This window comes from Bradyrhizobium ontarionense (assembly GCF_021088345.1).
In the GTDB taxonomy this organism is placed as follows: domain Bacteria; phylum Pseudomonadota; class Alphaproteobacteria; order Rhizobiales; family Xanthobacteraceae; genus Bradyrhizobium; species Bradyrhizobium ontarionense.
The window spans coordinates 4,745,482-4,768,359 of record NZ_CP088156.1 but is presented as its reverse complement, the minus strand read 5'-3'; the positions used below and the strand labels follow the sequence as shown (position 1 = coordinate 4,768,359).

Genomic DNA, 22,878 nt, shown 5'->3' with positions numbered 1-22,878 from the left:
CGATTGTGAACCAGTTCACAGTCGAACACGGTGCAATGCGGTAAGAACGGCGGGTCCCTTTTCTGTGGGGAAGCCCAGATATGTCGACCCGACGTCTAGCGTTCTGGTGGCTGCAATTCGTGTTCTCGGGACGGTTCATCGAGACCTTCCTCGGCCTGCGTGCGAACCGTTCGAAATGACGGTCCCTGCTCAGCCCGTTGCCGAGCGCAACGCCGTCTTGAGCGCGTCACGGCCTTTCCAGGCGAGGTAGGTCAGGCGGCCGCCGAGCGAGCGGTGGCTGCGCAGCCGTTCCGAGCCGAGCACGTGCCCGACTTCGTCGGGGAAGCGCTTGACCTCGGCCTCCACCATCCTGGCCGTACTGGTCATGATATTGTTCAACCGGTTGCCCCAGTCGGATTCCTCGATCCGGTCGATGCGCACCTGGATCGCATATTCGATGTCGTAGATGCTGGTCAGGATCTCCTTGGCCGTCACGACGCGGTTGTTCTTCAGGGCGATCCTGAGAGCCAGGCGCTTGTCTTCGAGCTGATCGAGCACCATCGGCACGGTCATCGCATAGGGCGTCGCGAGGACGTCGGCGACGCTCTTGCTGCGCGCCGCCTTCGTCGCCAGCCGCATCACTTGCCAAGGCTCCTTCAGACGCTTGGCGACGAGCGTCAATGCAAAGGGCAGGGCGTCCGGCTCCTTCTTGCGCAGACCGTCGATGAGGAGCGTCATCTTCTTGACCTGCGGATCGTCGAATTCGACGATCCGGTCCGGCAGCGAATCGGCGAATTTTGCGATGTCCTCGCGGGCGCGCAGCGCCTTCGTCAGCTTCACGACGTCGTCGAAGACCGACGGCGACGCCGTATAGGCCTTGAGCTTGCTGCGGACCTGCTCGATCCCCTCGGGCCTCGCCAGCGTGCCTTCCAGCGACTTCGCCACCTTGGTCTGGAACACGCTTGCGGTCTGGCCGATCTCGCGCTGCTTGTCCGACGCGATGAGATCCTTCATCCGCGCATTGTAGTCGCGGGCCATCGTCGGGAGCAGATCACGCGAAATCCATTCCCAGATCGGCGTCAGTGAGCCGCGGGCGATCCGCCCTTCATTGGCATGCTCGGGCGAGCCGTCGACGAGGAGTTGCTCGATGGGCATGAAGAAGAAGCGCGAAGGATTGGCGGTCCGATGGCCACCGTTGCTATCCTTGCGGATCTCGGCGCGCAGCCGGGCCTGGATGTCGGCGAATCCGGGCATATCGACGCCGCTCAGCTCCAGTCGTTCGAGCTCGCTGAGCAGACAGCTCCGTGTCAACGGCGACAACCGCTGCAGAAATTCCCAGATGCGGTCAACCGGTCCCATTGGCGTCTGGCTGTCAGTTGAAGTCCGAAACGGCTCGTCTCCATGGACGAGAACAGAGAGCATCGGACCACGAAACAGTTGGTGCTCGATTAATTTCGGTAAACAATCGCGCGAAAGCGTGCTCTCAACGGCCCAGCGGGTCCGGTCGAGGCCGGTCGCCCGGAGCCTGCGTCAACCGTTAGCGCGTTAATCTTTCGAAATTGCAACTTCAGGAAGAAAATATCGACGTTTACGCGAGCTATCGTGGGAAACCCGTATTGTTACGGCTTCAGATGTTAACCATGTTAGAGCCCGCCCTGCGCCACTATGAGGCATGGCACAGCTGAGCAACAGCCTCTCCGATGATCGTCCCGCGGCCGTTCCAGGCGGCCAAAAGGTTAACGACTGCGCCCCCGCGCCCTCTGACGTGGTGGTGCCGCTGGCGAGGGGATGCGGGGACGACCAGGATACTTCCGCCCTGGCACGGCAGCTGAACGGGTCGCTCACGGCTCTGATGCTCTACATGGTCGAGATCAAGCAGCGCAGCGATGAGATCGCCAGGACACCCAGCGAGCGTCGACATGTGCAGATGGTCATCGACAACGCGGTGATGCAGACGGAGCGCGTCTGCGCACTGGTGAGCCGGATGTCGGACCGGCAGAGCCATGTTGTCCCCACGTCGAATACGGGACCGGTTCACGACGCCGGCGGTGTTGCCGGCACGACGTCTGCGAGGCTTCCCGGCCGTGCCGCGAGATCGCTGACCCCGCGCGAAGGCGAAGTCCTCAAGCTCATCAGTGAAGGGCATTCGAACAAGGAAGGCGCATTGCGGATGGGCATCAGCCCTCGCACGTTTGAGAGCCATCGCGCCGAAGCGATGCGCAAGCTTGGGGCGCGCAATACGGCCGAGCTGGTCCGAGCGGCACTTCTCGATCGAATCGGATGATTGCACGCGAGCGCGAAACCGTGGCGCCCGCATTTCCGATTTTGATGTGCTCGGCAATGAACGGCCGTGGCGGGTTCGCGATGGTCCAGAAACCATCACGGCCGCGGCTCGATCTCATCATGGGCTGAGGGGCCGCAACGTCCGCTGGTCCGATCATGCTCGGGTGACGACTGATCAGAATCCGGTATACATGCGCCGTCAGAAATAATCCTCTGCAAAGGGACGCGCGCGCGAGGCCGGACGCAGCGGCGCCTGGGCCTTGGGCGGCGTCGGCACGATCGTGATGGTCCAGCGCGGCGGAATGCTCGCTTCCTTTTCCATCACCGAACGGACGTGGCCGGTAATCGTTGCTCCGCCGGACTTTACGGTTGCGGTCCGGCCGTTGAACTGCGCAATTCGGAAACGCCTGACTTCCTTCTGGTCGGCGGTTTCAAAAGTAAACATGGGACACATCTCCTATGTACCCCCAATCTCGCAGCTCATGATTAGTTGATTGTGAAAATCTTGAGCCGTAGAAGTACGGCGTCAACCTATTGTAAGGGAATATGAAGATCGCGTTCAGCGAATCCCGGCGGTGAGGGTTCGCTCGGCCATCGCAATCCGCCGATCAGAGGCGCGCAGCGCGCCGCACGGTCCCAATGCGGACAGGCTCGCGCAGAAGACTGGCGCTTGCTTTGCCATCCGCCGAGCCCGCAAGTTCGATGTGGCCATTGGCCCGTCGGTAACCGCGACGGCTGCCGCCGAGCGGCGGAGAGACGCCGTACGTCACGGGATGGGCGTCGCAGAACCCCGGCCTGCGGAGACTTCAGTATTGCAGCTCTAGTATTGCAGCTCTTGAGTGCGGGCGGCCGCATAGGCTGATTCGATGCTGTCGAGCAGTTCGGAATAGTCCTTCGGTGACAGGCGCGGCGCGCTCTTCTCCAGCGCGAGGGCATAGGTTGCAAGCCGCCGGTAGCCGAAAGTTCCGGCCGCGCTCTTCAGCGAATGGGCCTCGCGGCCGATCTTGATACGCTCACCATCGAGCGACAGTTTGCGGAACAGCTTCAGCCGGGCATCCGTTTCGCTGAAGAAGACGTCGCGGATTTCCTGGGCCGCCTCGTCTCCGATCTCGCCGACCAGCTCCGAATAGGCCTCGCGGTCGAGTGCCGGTTCGGGAGCAACCTCGGTCTCGGCCGCGAGTTCGGCCTGGTTGGCGTCTCGTTCGGCCGGCACGAGCGGGGCAATGTCGGGGGGCACCGTTTCCAGCACGGCTGCGGGCGCCGGCAGCACGCGCAGGATCGCTTCGACGAGCGCCTTCTTGCGGGCGGGCTTGACGACGAAGTCGTTCATCCCCGCCTCGCGGCATGCCCGGATGTCCTCCATGAAGGCGTTCGCGGTGAAGGCAATGATTGGGACGTTGGAGCGGCGCTCGCCGCGGGCGCGAATGGTCCGCGTCGCCTGGAAGCCGTCCATCTCCGGCATCCGGACATCCATCAGGATCAGATCGTAGTTGAAGCGGCTCGCAGCGGTGACCGCCTCGGCGCCGTCGCAGGCTGTATCCGTCTGGATGTCGAAATCCTTCAGCATCTTGGTCGCCACGAGCCGATTGGTCGGATTGTCGTCGACTACCAGCACGCGCAGCGGTCGTCCGACGGCTGCAAGCCGGTTCTGCAGCGAAGCGTAGATGCTGTCGTCGTTCTGCTCGGGCACCGCGATGGCTTCAGCGATCGGCAGGGTCAGGCGGAACGAGAACGTGGAGCCTTGGCCCAGCGTCGAGGTGGCGTTGATTTCGCCCCCCATCTGCTCGGTCAGGCGTTTGCAGATCGCAAGCCCCAGCCCCGAGCCGCCGAACCGCCGGCTGATCGAATTGTCGGCCTGCACGAAGTTCGCAAACAGCGAACCGATCTTGTCCGCCGCGATGCCGATGCCGGTGTCGGTCACCGTCCATTCGACGCTCGCCGTTTGCTCGTCCTTGGCGATGCAGCGCGTCGTGATGACCACCTCGCCTGATGCCGTGAACTTGACCGCGTTGGAGACCAGGTTGAGCAGGATCTGCCGGATGCGGCCGGCATCGCCGACCAGCGCGGGCGGCACGGCCGGATCGCTGACGTTCCTCAGCTTGAGATCCTTGGCGGAGGCTCGTGGCCCGATGATGCTCAGCGTGTTCTGAACCAGTGCCTCGGCGGAGAACGCAATGTCCTCGAGCGAGAGCTGACCGGATTCAAGCTTGGAGAAGTCGAGAATGTCGTTGAGGATCTCGAGCAGATTGTCGCCGGCATTGTGGATCGCGACCACGGAACGGCGCTGCTCGGGATCGAGATCGGTCTCGAGCAGCGTGGTGGCAAGGCCGAGCACGGCATTCATCGGCGTGCGGATCTCGTGACTCATCATTGCGACGAAGGTCGACTTCGCGGCATTCGCGGCTTCGGCTGCTTCGATCAGATGTTCGTGGCGTTCCCACCAGCGCGAGATCAGGACCGCGGCCGCCAACACCGCCATCGCGCTCACCAGCGACATGATGACCAGCAGCGTCGCCATCGCGCGCCAGGCCTTCAGGACGTGCTGTTCCGGCACCGACACCACGATCATCGCGGGATAGTTGGGCAGCATCTTCGCGGCCCGCAGGCGCATCTCGCCGGTCCTGCCGGAGAGCTCGCGCAGCACGCCGCCGGCCGCCAGCGCGCGTTGGCCGAAGCCCGAGGTCGATTTGCCGATTTCGCTGGTCGGCGGGAAGTGGGCGAGCAGCGTGCCGTCCTCGCGGATCAGCGACACCGCGGCTTCGAGACCGAGCGAGGTCGAGCCGAAGAAGTTCTCCAGATAGGGGACGGACATCGCGCCGAGCATCAGGCCCATGAAGTCGCCCTTGGCGTCATCGAGCCGCCGCGCAAAATAGATGTTCCAGGTGCCGTCGCCCCGATTCTGCACGGGCGTGCTGACGTAGCTCTGAATCGCGGGGTCGGCCTTCACGGCCTTGAAATAGTCGCGGTCCGCGATGCCGACGTCGGGGATAGGCCAGTAGCGGGAGAAATTCAGGAGCTTGCCCTGTGCGTCGATCAGCGTCACCGCGTCGATCTGCGGCAACCCGGCGATCTTCTCCTTGAGCAGCAGATGCGTCTCGTAGTCGGACGCAATCTTGCGGTAAGCGGGCGCATCGATGGCGCCGCCGCGTACCAAATAGTCACGGACGCTCGACAGCACGAGGTCGACCGATTTCACCGAACGGTCGGCATTCTCTGCCAGCGTGAGGCTGTGGCGGCTGAGGTCTTCTTCGGCGTGGACGAGCGCGTTCTCGCGCAGGTTGGTGAGGAAGAACAGGTTGCTGCCGGCAATGATGCAGATGAGGATGAGTGCGATCGCGGCAGGCGCGCCCAGGAAACGTTTCTTGTTGTTGCTCATCGTCCGTTACCAACCCGCCGCTCGGACCAGCTTCTGACGATCGGTCTCGCCCGCGATCTGCTTCAGGGTCTGCCGGAGCAGCGGCAGATTGATCGGCTTGGGAAACGGGGGATACACGTTCAGCTCGAGGAAATTGCCGATGCGGACCGACGCGTGGAGTGTATCGTCCTCGGAGGCGCTGATGATGAGGACCGGACCGCGGTATTTCAGCTCCGCAAGCAGTTGGAGGACCTCGGTGCCGGATCGTTCGCCGAGCGAGAGGTCCAGCGTGACGCAATCGAAATGCCTGTTCTGCAGGACGGTGGAGGCGGCGTCGACCGAGCTCACGCCTGTCGTGCTGAAGCCGGCCTGGGCCGCGATCTTCCGCAAGATTGAAAGATGCACGTCGGCATCTTCGATCACGAGGAGTTCGTTGCGCATGAATTCCCTGTCCCCGTTGCCACCCTGTCGCGGTTGTCGGCAGGCAGAGACTTGTCTAGCGATCGGCTCTGACCCCCTCGTAAATTTTGGCTCCCGTACAACTACGGGAGCGGGGGATCCGCCATGCTGGGCGGCGGGCGCCAGGTGTCTCGCGGAGGCGCGCCCGATCGATGCAGGAGATGACCGGCAAAAAGAGAGCGGCCGGATGCCGCTCCGGCCGCCACGGACACAATGATCGAGACCGCGATCGAGACCGGGATTATTCGGACGGGCCGAATACGGCTTCCATCTTGGTCTTGAGTGTGGCGGCATTGAACGGCTTGACGATGTAGTTGCTGACGCCCGCCTTCTTGGCGGCGATGACGTTCTCGGTCTTGGACTCGGCGGTGATCATGATGAAGGGCGTCTTGGACAGCTCCGGGCTGGCGCGCACCTCGCGCAGCAGGTCGTAGCCGGTCATCGGTTCCATGTTCCAGTCCGAGATCACCAGACCATACTTTTTCGCCTGCATCTTCGAGAGCGCGGCCGATCCATCGCTGGCGTCGTCGACGTTCTCGAATCCGAGCTGCTTCAGCAGATTGCGGATGATCCGAATCATAGTGGCATAGTCATCGACCACCAGGATCGGCATCGACAGATCAAAGGCCATGTCATTACTCCGCGCGTTTCGTCAAAGGCCAAACACGGGCGAGATATATCAGCACGAAGATTATTCGACGCTTCTTGGAACTCGCGCTCGTCAGCACATCGACAATTATCAGCGCCCGTTGAACAGCGCGTTAATTCGGGACGGGCCGATGATGTCGAGAACGGCGTGGGCCGTAGTTGTACGGAAGCCGTGTGCTGGAAACCGGATGCGGATGGTCACGGCCTGCGGAGAGGAGCCGCTCAGGGCTGGCCGCGCGGACGAACCAGCCGCTCATAGTGGCCCTTGACCGCGCCATAGCATTCGCAGGCGGTTTTCTTCAGCCCTTCCAGGTCGATGATCTCGATATGGCCGCGGCTGTAGTGGATGAAGTCGGCCTGCTGCAGCGTGCTGGCCACGAGCGACACGCTGTTGCGGCGGGCGCCGATCATCTGGGCCAGGGATTCCTGTGTGATGTAGAGCTTGTTGCCGCCCGAGAGGTCATATGTCTGCAGGAGGCAGCGGGCCAGGCGGGATTCAACCGTATGGGCAGCGTTGCAACCTGCCGTTTGTTGGCTCTGCACGTAGATGGCGAGGGCATGTCTCAGTATCAGGGAGCGGAATGCGGCGCTCTGCTCGGTCGCGGCCCGCACGCGGTCGATGTCGACCACCGATGCGATACCGGGCACGATGACCGCAGCGCTGTTGATCACCACCGGATCTCCGCCGGTGAGCAGAGACATGCTTCCGAAGAGACTGTCTCGTCCGATCATGGCGACCTGTACGCGTTCTCCACGCGCCAGGTTCACGACCAGCGAGATGACGCCGCGATGGGGGAAGTAGATGCGCGGCAGCTTTTCGCCGGCCTCGGCCAGGACGGAGTCCTGCACCAGATCGACGGTCCGCAAATACGGACGGATCAGCTCGAAATCATCGTCAGCCAGCGACGACAGGAAGCCGTTCGGAGAACGCAAGCTGGGGTCCAAAGCCATCTCCTGCATTGCAGTAACGGAGCCTCGCAGATCTCAATGCACTCATGGTTCCATAGAACTGCGTCCCATCTGCTGACAAGAAAAATAGCAAGGACATCATTCCTGGCAACGCGTATTCGCTCCTGTTGTGCTTGTTGTCGTGCAGACGCGGCGGAATGTGCATTCGTGCCGCCACAACCGTGCACGCGATAAGCTGAGCGCAGGCTGTATACAGTCGAGATTCCCAGTTTGCCGCGTCGGGCGAGTCGAGGCGGCGCCGGTCCTCGGAGCGCGCATGAAGGCCGCGCCCGTCGATCCCGGCGGCTGCGAACTGCCGAGCCACGTTCGGCGCGACAATACGGGCAGCCGCGATTGACAGCGGTCATCTTGAGGCCAAAATCGATAGCAAGCGCGCTGATTCGTTGACGGATCGTTTTCCGCCGGATGCGACCCTTGGTCTTGAATGGTGGCACCAGCTGGCCTCCTGCGATTGACGGCGACGACGCGGCCGTCGTCGCGAGAGCCGTCTTCCAGGCTGATGAAGACTCACGCTGGAGCGCGATCGATGGTCAGCAATGAGGCCGCATGGCACGACGAAGCTGAACACCGCAGCCGCGTCCGATCGTCTGGATTTTCCTCGCAAGCCCGCGATCTTCCAAAACGCGATCTTCCAAAACAGGCAGCTTAGCATTCATGGCGCTTCCTACTCGTCGACGTTCCGAAAAATCACCACCGAGCAAAGGCGCGAGCGATGCGGCGCCCGCGATGCCCGAGGCCAATCCGGGCCTTGCCATCGTGGGTCAGGTCGCCGGCGGCATCCTGCACGACTTCAACAACATTCTCACGGTGATCACCGGGACGATCGATATTCTTGCAGAGGCGGTCGAAGGCCGGCCCGAGCTGGCGGCGGTTGCCCGCCTGATCGATGAGGCGGCGACGCGCGGGGCGCGATTGACGGCGCAGCTTCTGTCGTTCGCGCGGGGCCGGCCACCGCGTCCATGTGCCGTCGACTTGAACGAACTGCTGATCGACGTCGGCCGCCTGCTTCGACCGACACTCGGGACGGAGATCGAGGTCACGACGTCGGTGGACGCAGACGTGCCGGCCGTTTTCGCCGATCCGGGCCAGCTGATGGCTGCGCTGCTGTGCCTCGCGATCACGGCGCGCAACGGCATGGAGACTGGCGGCAAGGTCGACATCAGGGCGATGAGTAGCGGCTCGGGCGCACCGGACAGCGTCTCCGGCTGCGACGTCGTGATCGTGCTGAGAGCGGCGGCGCATGCGGGAGGCGCAGCGCGGTCGCATCGCCTGTTTCAGGACATCCGGATGGTCGAGGATTTCGTCAGTCGTTCGAATGGACGTCTCGAGCTCAAGGAGCCGTGCGGAGCGGCTGCAGACATCGAGATCGTGTTGCCGCGGGCCGCTCCGGACCTGCCGCAATCCGCCGGACGCCTCAGCTCATAGTTAGCGCTCTCCTAACGACGAAACCCGCGCCGGCGCGCCGCGGCCGCGGTGGCGATTTTGTGCGCCGTCGATCGTCGGATTTCGACGGATTCCGGCCGTTACATGCGTGTTTTAATGAGACGGTTAGCGGCTGATTAGGATTAACGACGGCCGTGGTCGGCGCGACGGGCCGTTCCGACCTCCCTTTAACGAACGGGTAGGATTCCGCGGATCAGTCTGCGCCCATCGCCGACAGAACGGTGCGGCGATGTTTACTCGTGTTCATCCAGAAGGGAATGACAATGTCAGGTATCGTACTCTCTGCGTCGGTGCGCCAGAATCTGCTCTCGCTCCAGTCGACGGCTCAGCTCCTCGCCACCACCCAGAACAACCTCTCCACGGGCAAGAAGGTCAACTCGGCTCTCGACAATCCGACCAACTTCTTCACCGCCCAGGGGCTCGACAACCGCGCCTCCGACATCTCCAATCTGCTCGATGGTATCGGCAACGGCGTGCAGGTCCTGCAGTCCGCCAACACCGGCATCACCTCGCTGCAGAAGCTCGTCGACAGCGCCAAGTCGATCGCCAACCAGGTGCTGCAGAGCGCCGTCGGCTACTCCACCAAGTCGAACGTCACGTCTGCTGCGCTGACCGGTGCGACCGCCACCAGCCTGATCGGTGCGAGCTCGACGGCCGTGACCGGCTCTGCCGTGCTCAACGACAACACCTCGACTGCAGTGGCGATCACCGGTTCGACGCTGCTGTCCGGCACGGCGGGCACTGCTTCGAACGACCTCGCCACCGCGATCACCACCGCGGACACGCTGGTCGTCAACGGCACCACCTTCACCTTTGTCGCCGGCTCGACTTCGTCCGGCACCAACATTGGCGTCAGTGACACCGTTACGCATCTGCTGTCGACCATCCAGAGTGCGACCGGCGTCACCTCGTCGATCACCGCTGGTGCGATCACGCTGACGCCTCCGGCAGCCGGTCTCACGCTGTCCGGTACGTCGCTGGCCAAGCTCGGTCTCAGCACCGTCGGTGACGGACTGTCCGGCCAGACGCTGACGATCGGCGCCACAGGAGGTGGCACGGCGACCAGCATCACGTTCGGTCTCGGGACAGGGCAGGTCAACTCGTTGAACGACCTCAATGCGAAGCTCGCAGCGAACAACCTGCAGGCCACCGTTGACTCGGCGACCGGGAAGATCAACGTCACGACGACCAACGACGCCGCCTCTGCGACGATCGGCACGATCGGCGGTACGGCAGCAGCGGCCAGCCAGTCCTTCAACGGTCTGACGGCAGCGGCTCCGGTGGCTGATACGACCGCGCAGTCGCAGCGCGCCAACCTGGTCTCGCAGTACAACAACGTGCTGGCGCAGATCAACACGACGGCGGCCGACGCCTCGTTCAACGGCATCAACCTGTTGAACGGCGACACGCTGAAGCTGACCTTCAACGAAACCGGCAAGTCGACGCTGTCGATCACCGGCGTCACGTTCAACTCGGCGGGCCTCGGCCTGGCGAGCCTCACCTCGGGCACCGACTTCCTCGACAACAGCTCGGCGAACAAGGTGATCGGCGTGCTGAACTCGGCGAGCTCCACGCTGCGTAACGAGGCGTCGACGCTGGGTTCGAACCTGTCGGTCGTGCAGGTCCGTCAGGACTTCAACAAGAACCTGATCAACGTGCTGCAGACCGGTTCGTCGAACCTGACGCTGGCCGACACCAACGAGGAAGCGGCCAACAGCCAGGCGCTGTCGACCCGCCAGTCGATCGCGGTGTCCGCGCTGTCGCTGGCCAACCAGTCGCAGGCGAGCGTGCTGCAGCTCCTGCGCTAAGGCGCGGCGAGACGATCAATATCGGAGGCGGCGGGGCATGCCCCGCCGCTTTCGGCTAGAGCATCCGGATTCTCGCCGATCGCGTTCGAAGGCGCCGGCTCAGGATTCCGCGAACCAATACGGCGAATTCGAAGTTCCGATCGGTTTGGCCGCGCCGGCGGCATCGGAACTTCAAATTCAAGGCCGCACTGGATCAAGCGCTTGCGAGTGCGCTGTGTTTTCCGAATTCGGAAGCGGCGCACGCGCTGCGGGGCGATCACGAGAGCGTCGTCACGTCGACGCGAAAGCAGCCTGCCGGCAATGCCGCTCCCGAGAGGACACTCCGAGAGGAGACCTGGGCCATGCCCCTGCGCGTCGAGCTGAAGCCTTTCGAACGTATCGTGATCGGCGACAGCGTGATCGTCAATTCGAACACGCGCGCGCGCTTCATCGTCGAAGGCGATGCCCCGATCCTTCGTGAGCGTGACACCGTCACTGCCGAGACGGCTGATACGCCGGCGAAGCGGCTCTATCTCTGCGTCCAGACGATGTACCTGAAGAACGACGCGATCCGCTATCGCGCGTCATATCTCGCCTGCATGGGCGACTTGGACAGCGCCATGCCAGGTGTGGCCCGCCTGGTCGAGGCGGTCGATCGTCACGTCACGGCGGGCGCTCTTTACAAGGCACTGAAGGAGATCCGGGCGCTGATCGAGCGCGAGGACAGTGCAGCTGTGCAGGCCGAAGCGGTGCCGTGACAGCGCTGCTGCGCAAGGGCATCAGCTGGCCACACCCCGGGGCGTTGGTGGCTGGTCCGTATTAGCACGGACGTTAAAATTAACGGGACGGAGAAAGGCCGGGCCTAACGATGGCAAGAAGGAAGGTCCGTTCAGCCGAGCCAAGCGACGGCCGGGGTCTGATCCACGGCGCCTGGTGAAGGCTCTGGACCGACCGTCGCTCTGACAGGATCAGCGGTCGCAGTGCGATTGCAGCGCCAATTCTTGGAAGGCCAGTTTCATGGATGATCTGTTGCGTGAGTTCCTGACGGAGACCAGCGAGAGCCTGGACACCGTCGACAATCAGTTGGTGCGGTTCGAGCAGGAGCCGAACAACGCGAAGATCCTGGATAACATTTTCCGGCTGGTGCACACGATCAAGGGGACTTGCGGTTTCCTCGGCCTGCCGCGGCTCGAAGCGCTGGCGCACGCCGCCGAGACCCTGATGGGCAAATTCCGCGACGGCATGCCGGTGACCGGCGAGGCCGTGACGCTGATCCTGACCACGATCGACCGCATCAAGGATATCCTGTCGCAGCTCGAGGCCAACGAGGCCGAGCCGGAAGGCGAGGACCGCGACCTCATCAGCGAGCTCGAGGCGATGGTCGAACGCGGCATGGCGGCGATGTCAGGCTCGGCGCAGCCGATGCCGCCCGCCGGTGAAGCCGCGCCACCTGTTGCGCCCGCGGCTCCAGCTGCGGCAGCTGCACCGGCGTCCGCGCCGGCGCTGACGCAGGGCTCGCTGATCGACCAGACGCTGGAGCGTCCGCTGCGCCCGGGCGAGGTTTCGCTCGACGAGCTCGAGCGCGCCTTCCGCGAGACCGCGATCGAGATGCCGCCCGCGCATGAGACGGCGCCCGAAGCCAAATCTGCCGAGCCGAAGCCTGCCGCGCCCGCGGCAAAGGCCAAAGCCGAAGCGAAAGTCGAAGCCAAGGCAGAGAGCAAGGCAGACGCCAAGGCAGAGGCGCCGAAGAAGGCTGTGCGCAGCAGCAAGGCCAATGCCGACGGCGAGGTGCACGAGAACGACAAGGTCGCCAACCAGTCGATCCGCGTCAACGTCGACACGCTCGAACATCTGATGACGATGGTCTCGGAGCTGGTGCTGACCCGCAACCAGCTCTTGGAGATCGCCCGCCGCAACGAGGACACTGAGTTCAAGGTGCCGCTGCAGCGGCTGTCCAACGTTACCGCCGAGCTGCAGGAGGGCGTCATGAAGACGCGCATGCAGCCGATCGGCAATGCCTGGCAGAAGCTGCCGCGCATCGTCCGCGACCTCGCGACCGAACTCGGCAAGCAGATCGAGCTCGAGATGCACGGCGCCGACACCGAGCTCGACCGCCAGGTGCTCGACCTGATCAAGGATCCGCTCACCCACATGGTGCGCAACTCCGCCGACCACGGGCTCGAGACCCCGGCCGAGCGCGCCGCGGCCGGCAAGGCTGAGCAGGGCACCATCCGCCTCTCCGCCTATCATGAAGGCGGCCACATCCTGATCTGCATCGCCGACAACGGCCGCGGCCTCAACACCGAGCGGATCAAGGCCAAGGCGGTCAGCAGCGGCCTCGTCACCGAGGCCGAGCTCGAGAAGATGACGGAAGCGCAGATCCACAAATTCATCTTCGCCCCCGGCTTCTCGACCGCAGCGGCTGTCACCTCGGTATCAGGCCGCGGCGTCGGCATGGATGTGGTGCGCACCAACATCGACCAGATCGGCGGCACCATCGACATCAAGTCGGTGGCCGGCGAGGGCTCGTCCGTCACTATCAAGATCCCGCTGACGCTCGCGATCGTCTCGGCGCTGATCGTCGAGGCCGCCGGCGACCGCTTCGCGATCCCGCAACTGGCCGTGGTCGAACTGGTGCGGGCGCGCGCCAATTCCGAGCACCGCATCGAGCGCATCAAGGACACCGCGGTCTTGCGGTTGCGCAACAAGCTGCTGCCACTGATGCATCTGAAGAAGCTCTTGAAGATCGACGACGGCTCGTCATCGGATCCGGAGAACGGCTTCATCGTGGTGACGCAGGTCGGCAACCAGACCTTCGGCATCGTGGTCGACTGCGTGTTCCACACCGAGGAAATCGTGGTCAAGCCGATGTCGACCAAGCTGCGTCACATCGACATGTTCTCCGGCAACACCATCCTGGGCGACGGCGCCGTCATCATGATCATCGACCCGAACGGCATCGCCAAGGCGCTGGGCGCCGCAGGCACCGCCTCGCAGGCGGTGTCCGACGAGCATGCCGCGCATCACGCCATCGGCGGCGAGCAGCTCACCTCGTTGCTGGTGTTCCGCGCCGGCACGGCGCAGCCCAAGGCGGTGCCGCTGGCGCTGGTCACGCGGCTGGAGGAGATCGCGGCCGACAAGATCGAGATCTCCAACGGCCGCTACATGGTGCAGTACCGTGACCAGCTGATGCCGCTGGTGCAGATGGAGGGCGTGTCGGTGCAGACCACCGCCTCGCAGCCGATCCTGGTGTTCGCTGACGAGACCCGCGCGATGGGCCTCGTGGTCGACGAGATCATCGACATCGTCGAGGAACGTCTCAACATCCAGGTCTCCGGCGCCAAGGACGGCATCCTCGGCTCGGCCGTGATCAAGGGCCAGGCGACCGAGGTGATCGACGTCGGCCACTTCCTGCCGATGGCGTTCGCCGACTGGTTCATCCGCAAGGAGATGACCACCGAGGCGCAGACGCAGTCGGTGCTGCTGGTCGACGACTCGCCGTTCTTCCGCAACATGCTGGCGCCGGTGCTGAAGTCGGCCGGCTACAAGGTCCGCACCGCGGCCTCGGCGATCGAGGGGTTGGCGACGCTGCGCTCGGGGCACACCTTCGACATCGTGGTCACCGACATCGAGATGCCGGAGATGAACGGCTTCGAATTCGCCGAAGCGATCCGTGCCGACCAGAACCTGAACCAGATGCCGGTTATCGCGGTGTCGTCACTGGTGTCGCCGGCGGCAATCGAGCGCGGCCGCCAGGCTGGCCTCTACGACTACATCGCCAAGTTCGACCGGCCCGGTCTGATCGCGGCGCTGAAGGAACAGATCGAGGAACGAGACCGCGCCGAAGCCAGCCGGCGCGCCGCGTAACACCAGGGGGCAGGAGTAGCGTGCGATGAGCAGCAAGATCGAAACCACCGAGGGCGCGGCCTCCGAATTCGTCACCGCCGTGATCGGCGGCCAGTTGTTCGGCCTGCCGATCTCGCGGGTGCAGGACGTGTTCATGCCGGAGCGGGTGACGCGGGTGCCGCTGTCGTCGGCTGAGATCGCCGGTGTGCTGAACCTGCGCGGCCGTATCGTGACGGTGGTCGACATGCGCGCGCGGCTCGGCCTCGAGCGGTTTGGCGAAAGCAAGCCGCCGATGGCGGTTGGCGTCGACCTGCGCGGCGAATCCTACGGCCTGCTGATCGACCAGATCGGCGAGGTGCTGCGGCTGCCCGAGGAGAGCCGGGAAGAGAACCCGGTCAACCTCGACCCGCGCATGGCGAAATTCGCCGGCGGCGTGCACCGCCTCGATGGCCAGCTGATGGTCGTCCTCGATGTCGATCGGGTGCTCGATATCTTGCCGAAGGCCGCGATTGCTGCTTAGCCGTGAACCGTCCCATAAGGGAGACATAAGATGAAAAGTTGTTTGGTCGTGGATGATTCCAGCGTGGTGCGCAAGATCGCGCGGCGCATCCTGGAGGAACTGGGTTTCTCGGTTGTCGAGGCGGAAGATGGCGAGCAGGCGCTTGCGCTATGCACCAAGAACCTGCCGGACGCTATTCTGCTCGACTGGAACATGCCCGTCATGGACGGCTATGACTTCCTCGGGCGGCTGCGTCGTCTGCCGGACGGCGATGCGCCGAAGGTGGTGTTCTGCACCACGGAGAACGACATCGATCATATTTCTCGCGCGCTGAACGCCGGCGCGAACGAGTACATCATGAAGCCGTTCGACAAGGAAATCGTCGCCGCGAAATTCCAGGAAGTTGGTCTCATCCAGGCATTGTCAGCCGAATCCGCCTGATCCTTCGTCTGACCAGAAGAGGCCTCCCGTGAACCAGCCAGATTACGAATTCCTCCGCAAACTGCTTCGGGACAAGTCAGGTCTCGACCTGTCGGCCGACAAGCAATATCTGATCGAGAGCCGTCTGCTTCCGCTCGCGCGCAAGGCGGGCCTCGCCAGCATCAGCGACCTTGTTCAGAAGCTGAAGGACGGGTCGATCAACCTGATCAACCAGGTCGTCGAGGCCATGACGACCAACGAGACGTTCTTCTTTCGGGATAAGGTTCCGTTCGACCACTTTCGCGACGTCATCATGCCGGAGCTCCTGAAGACGCGGGCCAATCGCAAGTCGATCCGCATCTGGTGCGCCGCGTGTTCGACCGGGCAGGAGCCCTATTCGCTGGTGATGTGCCTGAAGGAGATGGGGGCCGCGCTAAGCGGATGGCGCGTCGAAATCATTGCCACCGATCTGTCCCAGGAAGTCCTGGAGAAATCGAAGGCGGGTCTCTACAGCCAGTTCGAAGTGCAGCGCGGGCTGCCGATCCAGCTTCTGGTGAAATACTTCAAACAGGTCGGCGAGCTCTGGCAGATCAATTCCGATGTTCGCGGCATGGTGCAGCATCGCCAGCTCAACCTGCTGCACGATTTCTCGCAGCTCGGCACCTTCGATGTGGTCTTTTGCCGCAACGTGCTGATCTATTTCGATCAGGAAACCAAGGTCAACATCTTTGGCCGGCTTGCCAAGTTGATGGCGCCGGACGGCTTTCTGGTGCTCGGTGCCGCGGAGACGGTGGTCGGACTGACCGATGTCTTCAAGCCGCTCCCGGATCGGCGCGGGCTCTACCGTCCGAGCGGGGCCGCTCCCGCCGCGAAGGCGCCGGTTCCCGGCGCGTCCAGGGTCGCGGCGGCGGGACACTAGATCTTGCCGTCCCGCAACAGAGCAGGACACGAAGATGTCTGAAGAGAACAAGGGTACCGAGCGCGTCACCTTCAGCCGGGGCTACGATGTCTGCATCATGGGCATCGACGGAACCTGGCGTCGCGATTGCCAGCTCAACGCCATTTCGGACAACGACGCGGTGTTGACGGTCGAGGGATCCATCCAGGGACTGAACCTGAAGGAGTTCTTCCTGCTGCTGTCATCAACGGGCCTTGCCTACAGGCGTTGCGAGCTCGTCCGGGTCAACGGCTCGGAGATGGATATCCAGTTCATCAAGGGCAAGAACAAGAAGAAGCGCGGAAGCGGGTCTTCCGGCCAGGAAACGACCGTCAACTAGTCTAGTGCGGCGGACCGGATGATTGAGTTCCCCTGCGCGACGATCGCAATTAGGTGAAGTACTTGCTCTCAGGCCCGTTCCTCGAAATTCTCACGGGACGAGGCGATAGATCGAGCACCTTCCCCAAGGTGCTGCACAAGTCCTAAGGCCGGTGCCGGATTTTCGGATATCCGCTTTACGCCATCGCAGGGCGCCTCCGTCTATGAGAATGCGTCAGTCAATTTGCCGAGGGCGACCAATGCCGGTCATGAGTTCGGAATCCACAGTCAGCCGGCCTGAGGCCACGTGGGATGGCGAACGGCGTGCGCTGCAGCTCCTGGTCGTCGATGACGACGCGGCTCAAAGAACGCTGATTTCGCTCGCTGCCAAGCAGGCCGGCCATGCGGTCACGGTGGTGTCGAGCTGCGCCGACGCGATCCGCGAGCTCCGCACCAGGCGCTTCGACTGCGTGACGCTCGATCTGATGCTCGACGACGGAGATGGGACCGAGGTTCTCAAGGCCATCGCTGACGGCCGATTCGCCGGTTCAGTCATCGTGATCAGCGGCATGGACGCGGCGCGGCGAACCGGCGCCCGCCTCTATGCTCGCTCGCTCGGGATCGATTTGCAGAGCCTGCCGAAGCCAGTCGATCTGGCGGCGTTGCGCATCTGCCTGGCCAATCTCGGCAAGACCGCACTCGGGTTGCCGGTCGTCCACACCTGGGGCGGCGTAGCGGCCGATAGTGTTGCCGCGAAGCATCGGTCTTGAGATAGATGGATCGGCTCACGGTCGGATCGAGGCGACTCGATCTTGTGCAACTTTCCTCTCGCGCCTCCATATGATGAAAACAAGGGCAGCGCCGGCCGATGGCCCGGCCCTTGTGTCAGATGCCGTGCAGAGTTTCGTTGAATCTAAGGCCCATCGCTCTGCCGAAAGCGCCGCGATCATGCGTCGCAATGGCCCGCGCTGCCTATCAATCAGAGCTTGATGTCGATCATGATCGACCCGGCGTCGACGTGCTCTGCTCGCCAGCATGCAGCATGTGAAGACGATCTTGAGATCGTGTCCAGATCGTGTTCTCGTGGTGGCGGCTATTGGTCTGCCGCTACTACTTGTGGGCTAAGATCATAAGCCGTACAAATACGGGTGCCCAAACGACCTGCCGAGTGTGGTATCATAAGACGCGCTTTCATTGTTTCTTCTCTCTTTGCAAGAGCATTCGCCCATGGCCGAACAAACAGCTTCCCGCGGTGAGATTTTTGTCGTCGATGATGACCCAGCTGTGCGCGACACCCTCTCGATGGTCTTGTCGGCGGGTGGATATGAGGTGATCTGTTTCGCGGACGGAGCCGCGCTCCTGGCGGTGGCGCGAAGCAGGACACCGGCCTGCATTCTGCTCGACGTGCACATCCCGGGAAAGTCGGGACTCGACATTCTCAGGGAACTGCATGGCGAGGACTATCCGGCGCCGATCTTCATGATCTCGGGTCAGGGCGACATTCCGATGGCCGTGAACGCCATCAAGAACGGCGCGCTCGACTTCATCGAGAAGCCGTTCCGGGGCAGTGAAATCGTGGCGCGTCTGAGCGAGGCGATCGGCGCGTTCGCGCGGCGCCAGAAGGAGAATGCCTCGCCGAAAATCGGCTCGCTGCATTTCCCGGGACGCGAGCCGCTGACGCGGCGCGAGCGCGAGGTGCTGGAACAATTCACGGCGGGCGCGTCGAACAAGGAAGCCGGACGTACGCTCGGCATCAGCCCGCGCACCATTGAGGATCATCGCGCCAACATCATGAAGAAGCTGGGTGCGCGGAATGCGGCGGATCTGATCCGCATCGTGATGACGGCGTCGCGGGCTAATTGATAGCGCCGTCGTCGCTGCCGGCGGCCGCGCGGAAAGCCTTACATCTCCGGCGGGGCGAGCGCCTTGCGGAGCATCTTGGCCAGTTCGGATTTGCGATACGGCTTGGCAAGCAACAGGCATCCTTCGTCGAGGCGGCCGTGATGGACGATCGCATTTTCGGTGTAGCCAGAGGTGAAGAGCACCTTCTGGCCTGCCCGGATACGCTGGATTTCGGACGCAAGCTGCCGTCCGTTCATCGTCCCCGGCATGATGATGTCAGTGAACAACAGGTCGAACGGCTCGCCCGCGTTGGTGATCGCGAGTGCTTCCGTCGCATTCGCGGCCTCGAGCGTCGCATAACCCAGGGCATGGAGCTGGGCGAGCACGTAACCGCGCACCAGCCGGTCGTCCTCCACCACCAGGATCGTCTCGTGGCCGCCCTCGATCGCCGGCTCGGCTCCGGACGTCAGGGCGATCGCGCCCTCGCTGCCGGGCGGCAGGTACATGCGGATTGTGGTGCCGTTGCCTTCCTCGCTGTAGATCCTGATGTGTCCAGCCGATTGCTTCACGAAGCCGTACACCATCGATAGCCCGAGTCCGGTCCCCTTGCCGGGACCTTTCGATGTGAAGAACGGATTGAAGACCTTGTCGATGATGGCCGCCGGAATGCCGCTGCCGCTGTCGCTGACCGCGATCGTGGCGTAGCGCCCAGGCCGGACGTCGTCATAGAGGCTCGCATAGTTCTCGTCGAGGTCGGACCATCCCGTCTCCAGAATGAGCTTGCCGCCGTTCGGCATCGCGTCGCGGGCGTTGAGCGCGAGATTGATGACGGCCGTGGCGAGCTGGTTGGGGTCGACATGGGCTACGCATGTTTCGTCCTGGAATACCGACTCGATCTCGATCTGCTCGCCGAGCGTCGGCCGCAGCAGCTTGGCCGTATCGATGACCAGCGTGTTGACGTCGACCTCGCGCGGCTGCAGCGGCTGCCGGCGTGCGAACGCGAGCAGGTGCTGGGTCAGGTCGGCGCCGCGCGCCGCGGCCTCGTCGATCATCCTGGTGATGGCGGCGAGCTGCGGCTCCTTGGCAACGGCAGCCGCGAGGATCTCGATCGTGCCGGTGATCACGGTGAGAATGTTGTTGAAGTCGTGGGCGATGCCGCCGGTGAGCTGCCCGATCGCTTCCATCTTCTCGGACTGACGAATCCGTTCCTCGGTCGCGATCTTGTCGGTCAGGTCGCGGAAGAAGCCGTTGAGGACGAAACCGTTGCGGGTCTTCAGCGCGGTCACGCTCAGCTCGGCCTTGAACTCGCGACCGTCGCGCCGCCTCACCATGACCTCGCGGCGCCGGCCGGTTCCCAGCGTGCTGGCCTGTCCGGTCAGCAGGATGCGTCCGAGCGCCGCGCGCAGTTCTTCGCCCTCGCCCGCGACCGTGATGAGGTCGAGCACATCCATGCCGATGATCTCGGCGCGCGACCAGCCGAAGATCTTTTCGGCCTGTGAGTTCCAGTTGAGGATGCTCCCCTTGTCGTCGATCTGGACAAAGGCGTCGAGCGCGGTCTCCACGATGTTGCGGGCCAGCTGCTCGCTCTCGCGCAGTGTTTCCTGCGCCAGCCGGCTCTCCGTCATGTCACGCCCGATGAAGAAATGGCGTTGCACCGGCTCGGACCAGTTCGAGGTCCACGACAGGGTCACGACGCGGCCGTCCTTGTGGATGTAGCGTGCGTCGGAATTCAGCGCGCGCAAGCCCTTTCGTGAGGCGCGGAGCTCGTCGCGGGCTTTGGGCAGATCGTTCGGGTGGATGAAATCGGCGCCGTTGCGTCCGATCATTTCTGCCGGCTTATAGCCGAGAATCGCCTCCGCACTCGGTGAGGCCTGCACCACGACGCCGTGGCGATCGGTGATCAGGATCAGATCCTGCGAGGTCTCGAAGATGCGGCGGCGCTCTTCCGTCTGCTGCCGCAGGGCCTGTTCGGTCTTGCGGCTCTCGGTGATGTCGCGCGCGATCTTGGAGGCGCCGATGATCTGGCCCGTCGGCGATTTGATCGGGGAGATGCTGAGCCAGACCAGGATCGGATCGCCGTCCTTGCGGATGTGCACGGTTTCGAAGTGCTGGATCCGTTCACCGCGTGCCACGCGCACCAGAATATCCTGCGCTTCGGCGAGACGGTCGGGCGGCACGACGAAATTGGCGTCACGGCCGACGGCTTCCTCGGCGGAGTAGCCGAGCATGGTCTCGGCGGCAGGATTCCAGCCGGTGATGGTGCCGTCCAGCGAGAGCGTCACGATCGCATCGTTGGATGATTCCACTGCGGCGCTGTAGAGCCGCTCGCGGGCGGCGAAATGGTCGCGCGCCGCTTCGGTCAAATAATGTTCCTGAACCTCGCGCTCGAGTTCGGCTGTCTTGGCGCGGACCTCCTCCATGACGCGGGCGAAAGCGTGCGCCAGCACGCCGGTCTCGCCGACCGCCTCGAGCGGAATCTTCACCGCTTCGCCGCGTCCGACGCCCTCGACCGCCTGGGTCAGTTGATTGATCGGGCGTGTCAGCGAGCGCGCCACCACGAATGCGAGCGCGGCAGCGCACAGCATCGCGATCAGGCCGACCTCGATCGCCGTCTTGCGAATGGCGAGGGCGGGCGCCATGAACGCGGTGTTCGGGATCGTCTCGATGACCGCCACCCATTCCTGTCCGGCGAGCAGCGCCGGCGCGAACGCGACCCCGCCGGGACGCTCCGCCTCGTCGTGCAGGATCCGCGCGAACCCCTGCGTCGAGCCGGTGGCGCTGGCGAGCGTCGGAAAGTCGTCCTGCCATCGCGTGGACCGGCCGCGCTTGGAAGCGAATTCGCGATCGGATTCGGGATGGAAGAGATAGTCGCCCCGCGCGTTCACGACGTAGAGCTGCGCGCCCGGCCGCGCCGCGATGCGCAGATGCGCAAACACCGGCCGCATGTCGACATCGAGCATCAGGATGCCGAACGGCTTGCCGTCCGGCGAGAACACGGGGGTGCCGACGCACAGCATCGGGACGCCGGTCTTCGGGTCCGTGGTGTTGCCATCGAGAATGACCGGCGAGACGCGGATTTCGCCAGGCCCAAGGCGCAACGTCTCCTTGATGTAGTTGCGCTCGCCGCGGGTGATCAGCTCGTCTTCGGCGGCGATCCGGACGCTGTCGCCGGGCCCGAGCCGGTCGACCCGGATCACCTCGCGGTAGTTGTTGTCGATACCGACCACGCGGATCATCGCGTAGGTCTGTTTGGCCTGAAGCTCGGCGAAATAGCGCGTCGCGACCCGCTCGCGCCACGACTGCGCCGGCAATCCCTCGCGCGGATCCAGGCCGCCCGTCTTCAGGGTGCGGATGAGGGTCGCGAGGTTCGGCGAGGCGCGATAGCTCGCCAGATCGTTGCGGGCGCCCCCGACATAGTTCTCGAGTTCGTTCGCCATCAGGCGCGAATGCGCCTCGATGCGGTCGAGTGCCCGCGGCAGCAGCGCGCGCTCGAGGCTGCGGTAGCCGAGCCAGCCGACGGCGAACACGGCGATTGCGACCAGCAGAATCATCGCGATGGCCAGCCGCGTCGTCAGCGTCATGCGGCGGCCGAGACCGAGCGGGTCGTTTCCGTTTGAGGAACCGCTCAGCAAAGGCTCCTGGCCGGTTCTGCTGTCAGGAGTTCGGAATAGCATCGTGGCCTGGCCGAGGTGGAGCCGCCTTGTCGCCTGCCGACGCCAGGCAATCGGAAACCAGGGCCAGGAGGGTCGCCGGTTTGAACGGCTTCGGCAATGCGGAGACCGCTCCCAATTTGGTGGCCATGGTAAGATAATCGGGTTCTGAAATCGAGTTCGGGGTATCGGGTCGTCCCGAGGTCATGATGATCGGGACGTCCGGCCGGCGCTTGAGGATCAGGCGCATGGCCTCCAGCCCGTCCATGCCCGGCATGAAGATGTCCAGGATCACGAGATCGAAGCTGTCGCTCTCGAACCGGGCGAGGGCCTTCTGGCCGTCGCCGGCCACCGCCACGACGTGGCCTCCCTGTTCGAGCACGCGCTGAATGGTCATCTGAATGACCGGATCGTCGTCCACGACCAGTATCTTCGCCACGCTC

At 63.7% G+C, this 22,878-nt stretch carries 19 protein-coding genes; 11 read left to right on the top strand and 8 right to left on the bottom strand.

Annotated elements, in window-relative coordinates; all coding sequences use genetic code 11:
- Positions 1–189: 189 nt before the first annotated feature.
- A complete protein-coding gene (locus LQG66_RS21030; RefSeq protein WP_231317590.1) occupies positions 190–1,338 on the bottom strand; it encodes a hypothetical protein in 1,149 nt (382 codons plus the stop codon).
- A 313-nt stretch (positions 1,339–1,651) separates the two neighbouring features.
- On the opposite strand from LQG66_RS21030, the gene LQG66_RS21025 reads away from it, so the two are divergent.
- A complete protein-coding gene (locus LQG66_RS21025) occupies positions 1,652–2,263 on the top strand; it encodes a helix-turn-helix domain-containing protein (RefSeq protein ID WP_231317589.1) in 612 nt (203 codons plus the stop codon).
- A gap of 198 nt (positions 2,264–2,461) precedes the next feature.
- Here the strand turns inward: LQG66_RS21025 and LQG66_RS21020 are convergent, their stop codons facing one another.
- The 5 genes from LQG66_RS21020 to LQG66_RS21000 form a co-directional block, all read right to left on the bottom strand.
- The gene (locus tag LQG66_RS21020; RefSeq protein ID WP_231317588.1) at positions 2,462–2,707 is read right to left on the bottom strand and encodes a hypothetical protein; all 246 of its coding nucleotides are present in this window, start codon (positions 2,705–2,707) and stop codon (positions 2,462–2,464) included.
- Positions 2,708–3,082: 375 nt separating this feature from the next.
- Positions 3,083–5,638 carry a hybrid sensor histidine kinase/response regulator gene (locus LQG66_RS21015; protein WP_231317587.1) on the bottom strand — a complete coding sequence of 852 codons (2,556 nt, stop codon included), beginning with the start codon at positions 5,636–5,638 and terminating at the stop codon, positions 3,083–3,085.
- Between the two features lie 6 nt (positions 5,639–5,644).
- Positions 5,645–6,058, bottom strand: coding sequence for a response regulator (locus tag LQG66_RS21010; RefSeq protein WP_231317586.1), 414 nt, complete (start codon positions 6,056–6,058; stop codon positions 5,645–5,647).
- A 259-nt stretch (positions 6,059–6,317) separates the two neighbouring features.
- The gene (locus LQG66_RS21005; RefSeq protein WP_231317585.1) at positions 6,318–6,707 is read right to left on the bottom strand and encodes a response regulator; all 390 of its coding nucleotides are present in this window, start codon (positions 6,705–6,707) and stop codon (positions 6,318–6,320) included.
- A 239-nt stretch (positions 6,708–6,946) separates the two neighbouring features.
- Positions 6,947–7,669, bottom strand: coding sequence for a Crp/Fnr family transcriptional regulator (locus tag LQG66_RS21000; RefSeq protein WP_231327879.1), 723 nt, complete (start codon positions 7,667–7,669; stop codon positions 6,947–6,949).
- 678 nt (positions 7,670–8,347) lie between these two features.
- On the opposite strand from LQG66_RS21000, the gene LQG66_RS20995 reads away from it, so the two are divergent.
- The 10 genes from LQG66_RS20995 to LQG66_RS20950 all read left to right on the top strand — a co-directional run bounded on the left by LQG66_RS20995 (position 8,348) and on the right by LQG66_RS20950 (position 18,806).
- Complete coding sequence (locus tag LQG66_RS20995; RefSeq protein WP_231317584.1) at positions 8,348–9,118, top strand: histidine kinase dimerization/phospho-acceptor domain-containing protein; 771 nt, start codon at positions 8,348–8,350, stop codon at positions 9,116–9,118.
- Between the two features lie 281 nt (positions 9,119–9,399).
- Positions 9,400–10,944, top strand: a complete 1,545-nt coding sequence (locus tag LQG66_RS20990; RefSeq protein ID WP_231317583.1) for a flagellin N-terminal helical domain-containing protein — start codon at positions 9,400–9,402, stop codon at positions 10,942–10,944.
- Between the two features lie 341 nt (positions 10,945–11,285).
- A complete protein-coding gene (flbT, locus tag LQG66_RS20985; protein WP_231317582.1) occupies positions 11,286–11,681 on the top strand; it encodes a flagellar biosynthesis repressor FlbT in 396 nt (131 codons plus the stop codon).
- 259 nt (positions 11,682–11,940) lie between these two features.
- Positions 11,941–14,790, top strand: coding sequence for a hybrid sensor histidine kinase/response regulator (locus tag LQG66_RS20980; RefSeq protein ID WP_231317581.1), 2,850 nt, complete (start codon positions 11,941–11,943; stop codon positions 14,788–14,790).
- 25 nt (positions 14,791–14,815) lie between these two features.
- Positions 14,816–15,289, top strand: a complete 474-nt coding sequence (locus LQG66_RS20975) for a chemotaxis protein CheW (protein WP_231317580.1) — start codon at positions 14,816–14,818, stop codon at positions 15,287–15,289.
- 30 nt (positions 15,290–15,319) lie between these two features.
- Positions 15,320–15,709, top strand: coding sequence for a response regulator (locus LQG66_RS20970; protein ID WP_231317579.1), 390 nt, complete (start codon positions 15,320–15,322; stop codon positions 15,707–15,709).
- Between the two features lie 28 nt (positions 15,710–15,737).
- Positions 15,738–16,607 carry a CheR family methyltransferase gene (locus LQG66_RS20965; RefSeq protein ID WP_231317578.1) on the top strand — a complete coding sequence of 290 codons (870 nt, stop codon included), beginning with the start codon at positions 15,738–15,740 and terminating at the stop codon, positions 16,605–16,607.
- 34 nt (positions 16,608–16,641) lie between these two features.
- Positions 16,642–16,965 carry a PilZ domain-containing protein gene (locus LQG66_RS20960; protein WP_231317577.1) on the top strand — a complete coding sequence of 108 codons (324 nt, stop codon included), beginning with the start codon at positions 16,642–16,644 and terminating at the stop codon, positions 16,963–16,965.
- A gap of 238 nt (positions 16,966–17,203) precedes the next feature.
- Positions 17,204–17,713 carry a response regulator gene (locus LQG66_RS20955; RefSeq protein ID WP_231317576.1) on the top strand — a complete coding sequence of 170 codons (510 nt, stop codon included), beginning with the start codon at positions 17,204–17,206 and terminating at the stop codon, positions 17,711–17,713.
- A gap of 457 nt (positions 17,714–18,170) precedes the next feature.
- Positions 18,171–18,806: a response regulator transcription factor gene (locus tag LQG66_RS20950; protein ID WP_231317575.1), complete on the top strand. Its 636-nt coding sequence runs from the start codon at positions 18,171–18,173 to the stop codon at positions 18,804–18,806.
- Positions 18,807–18,844: 38 nt separating this feature from the next.
- On the opposite strand, the gene LQG66_RS20945 is transcribed toward LQG66_RS20950, so the two are convergent.
- Both LQG66_RS20945 and LQG66_RS20940 read right to left on the bottom strand, forming a co-directional pair.
- Entirely contained in the window at positions 18,845–22,459 is a 3,615-nt protein-coding gene (locus tag LQG66_RS20945; RefSeq protein WP_231317574.1) for a PAS domain S-box protein, read from the bottom strand.
- Positions 22,440–22,874 carry a response regulator gene (locus LQG66_RS20940; protein WP_231327878.1) on the bottom strand — a complete coding sequence of 145 codons (435 nt, stop codon included), beginning with the start codon at positions 22,872–22,874 and terminating at the stop codon, positions 22,440–22,442. The genes LQG66_RS20945 and LQG66_RS20940 overlap by 20 nt, the downstream gene beginning before the upstream one ends.
- Between the last annotated feature and the right edge of the window lie 4 nt (positions 22,875–22,878).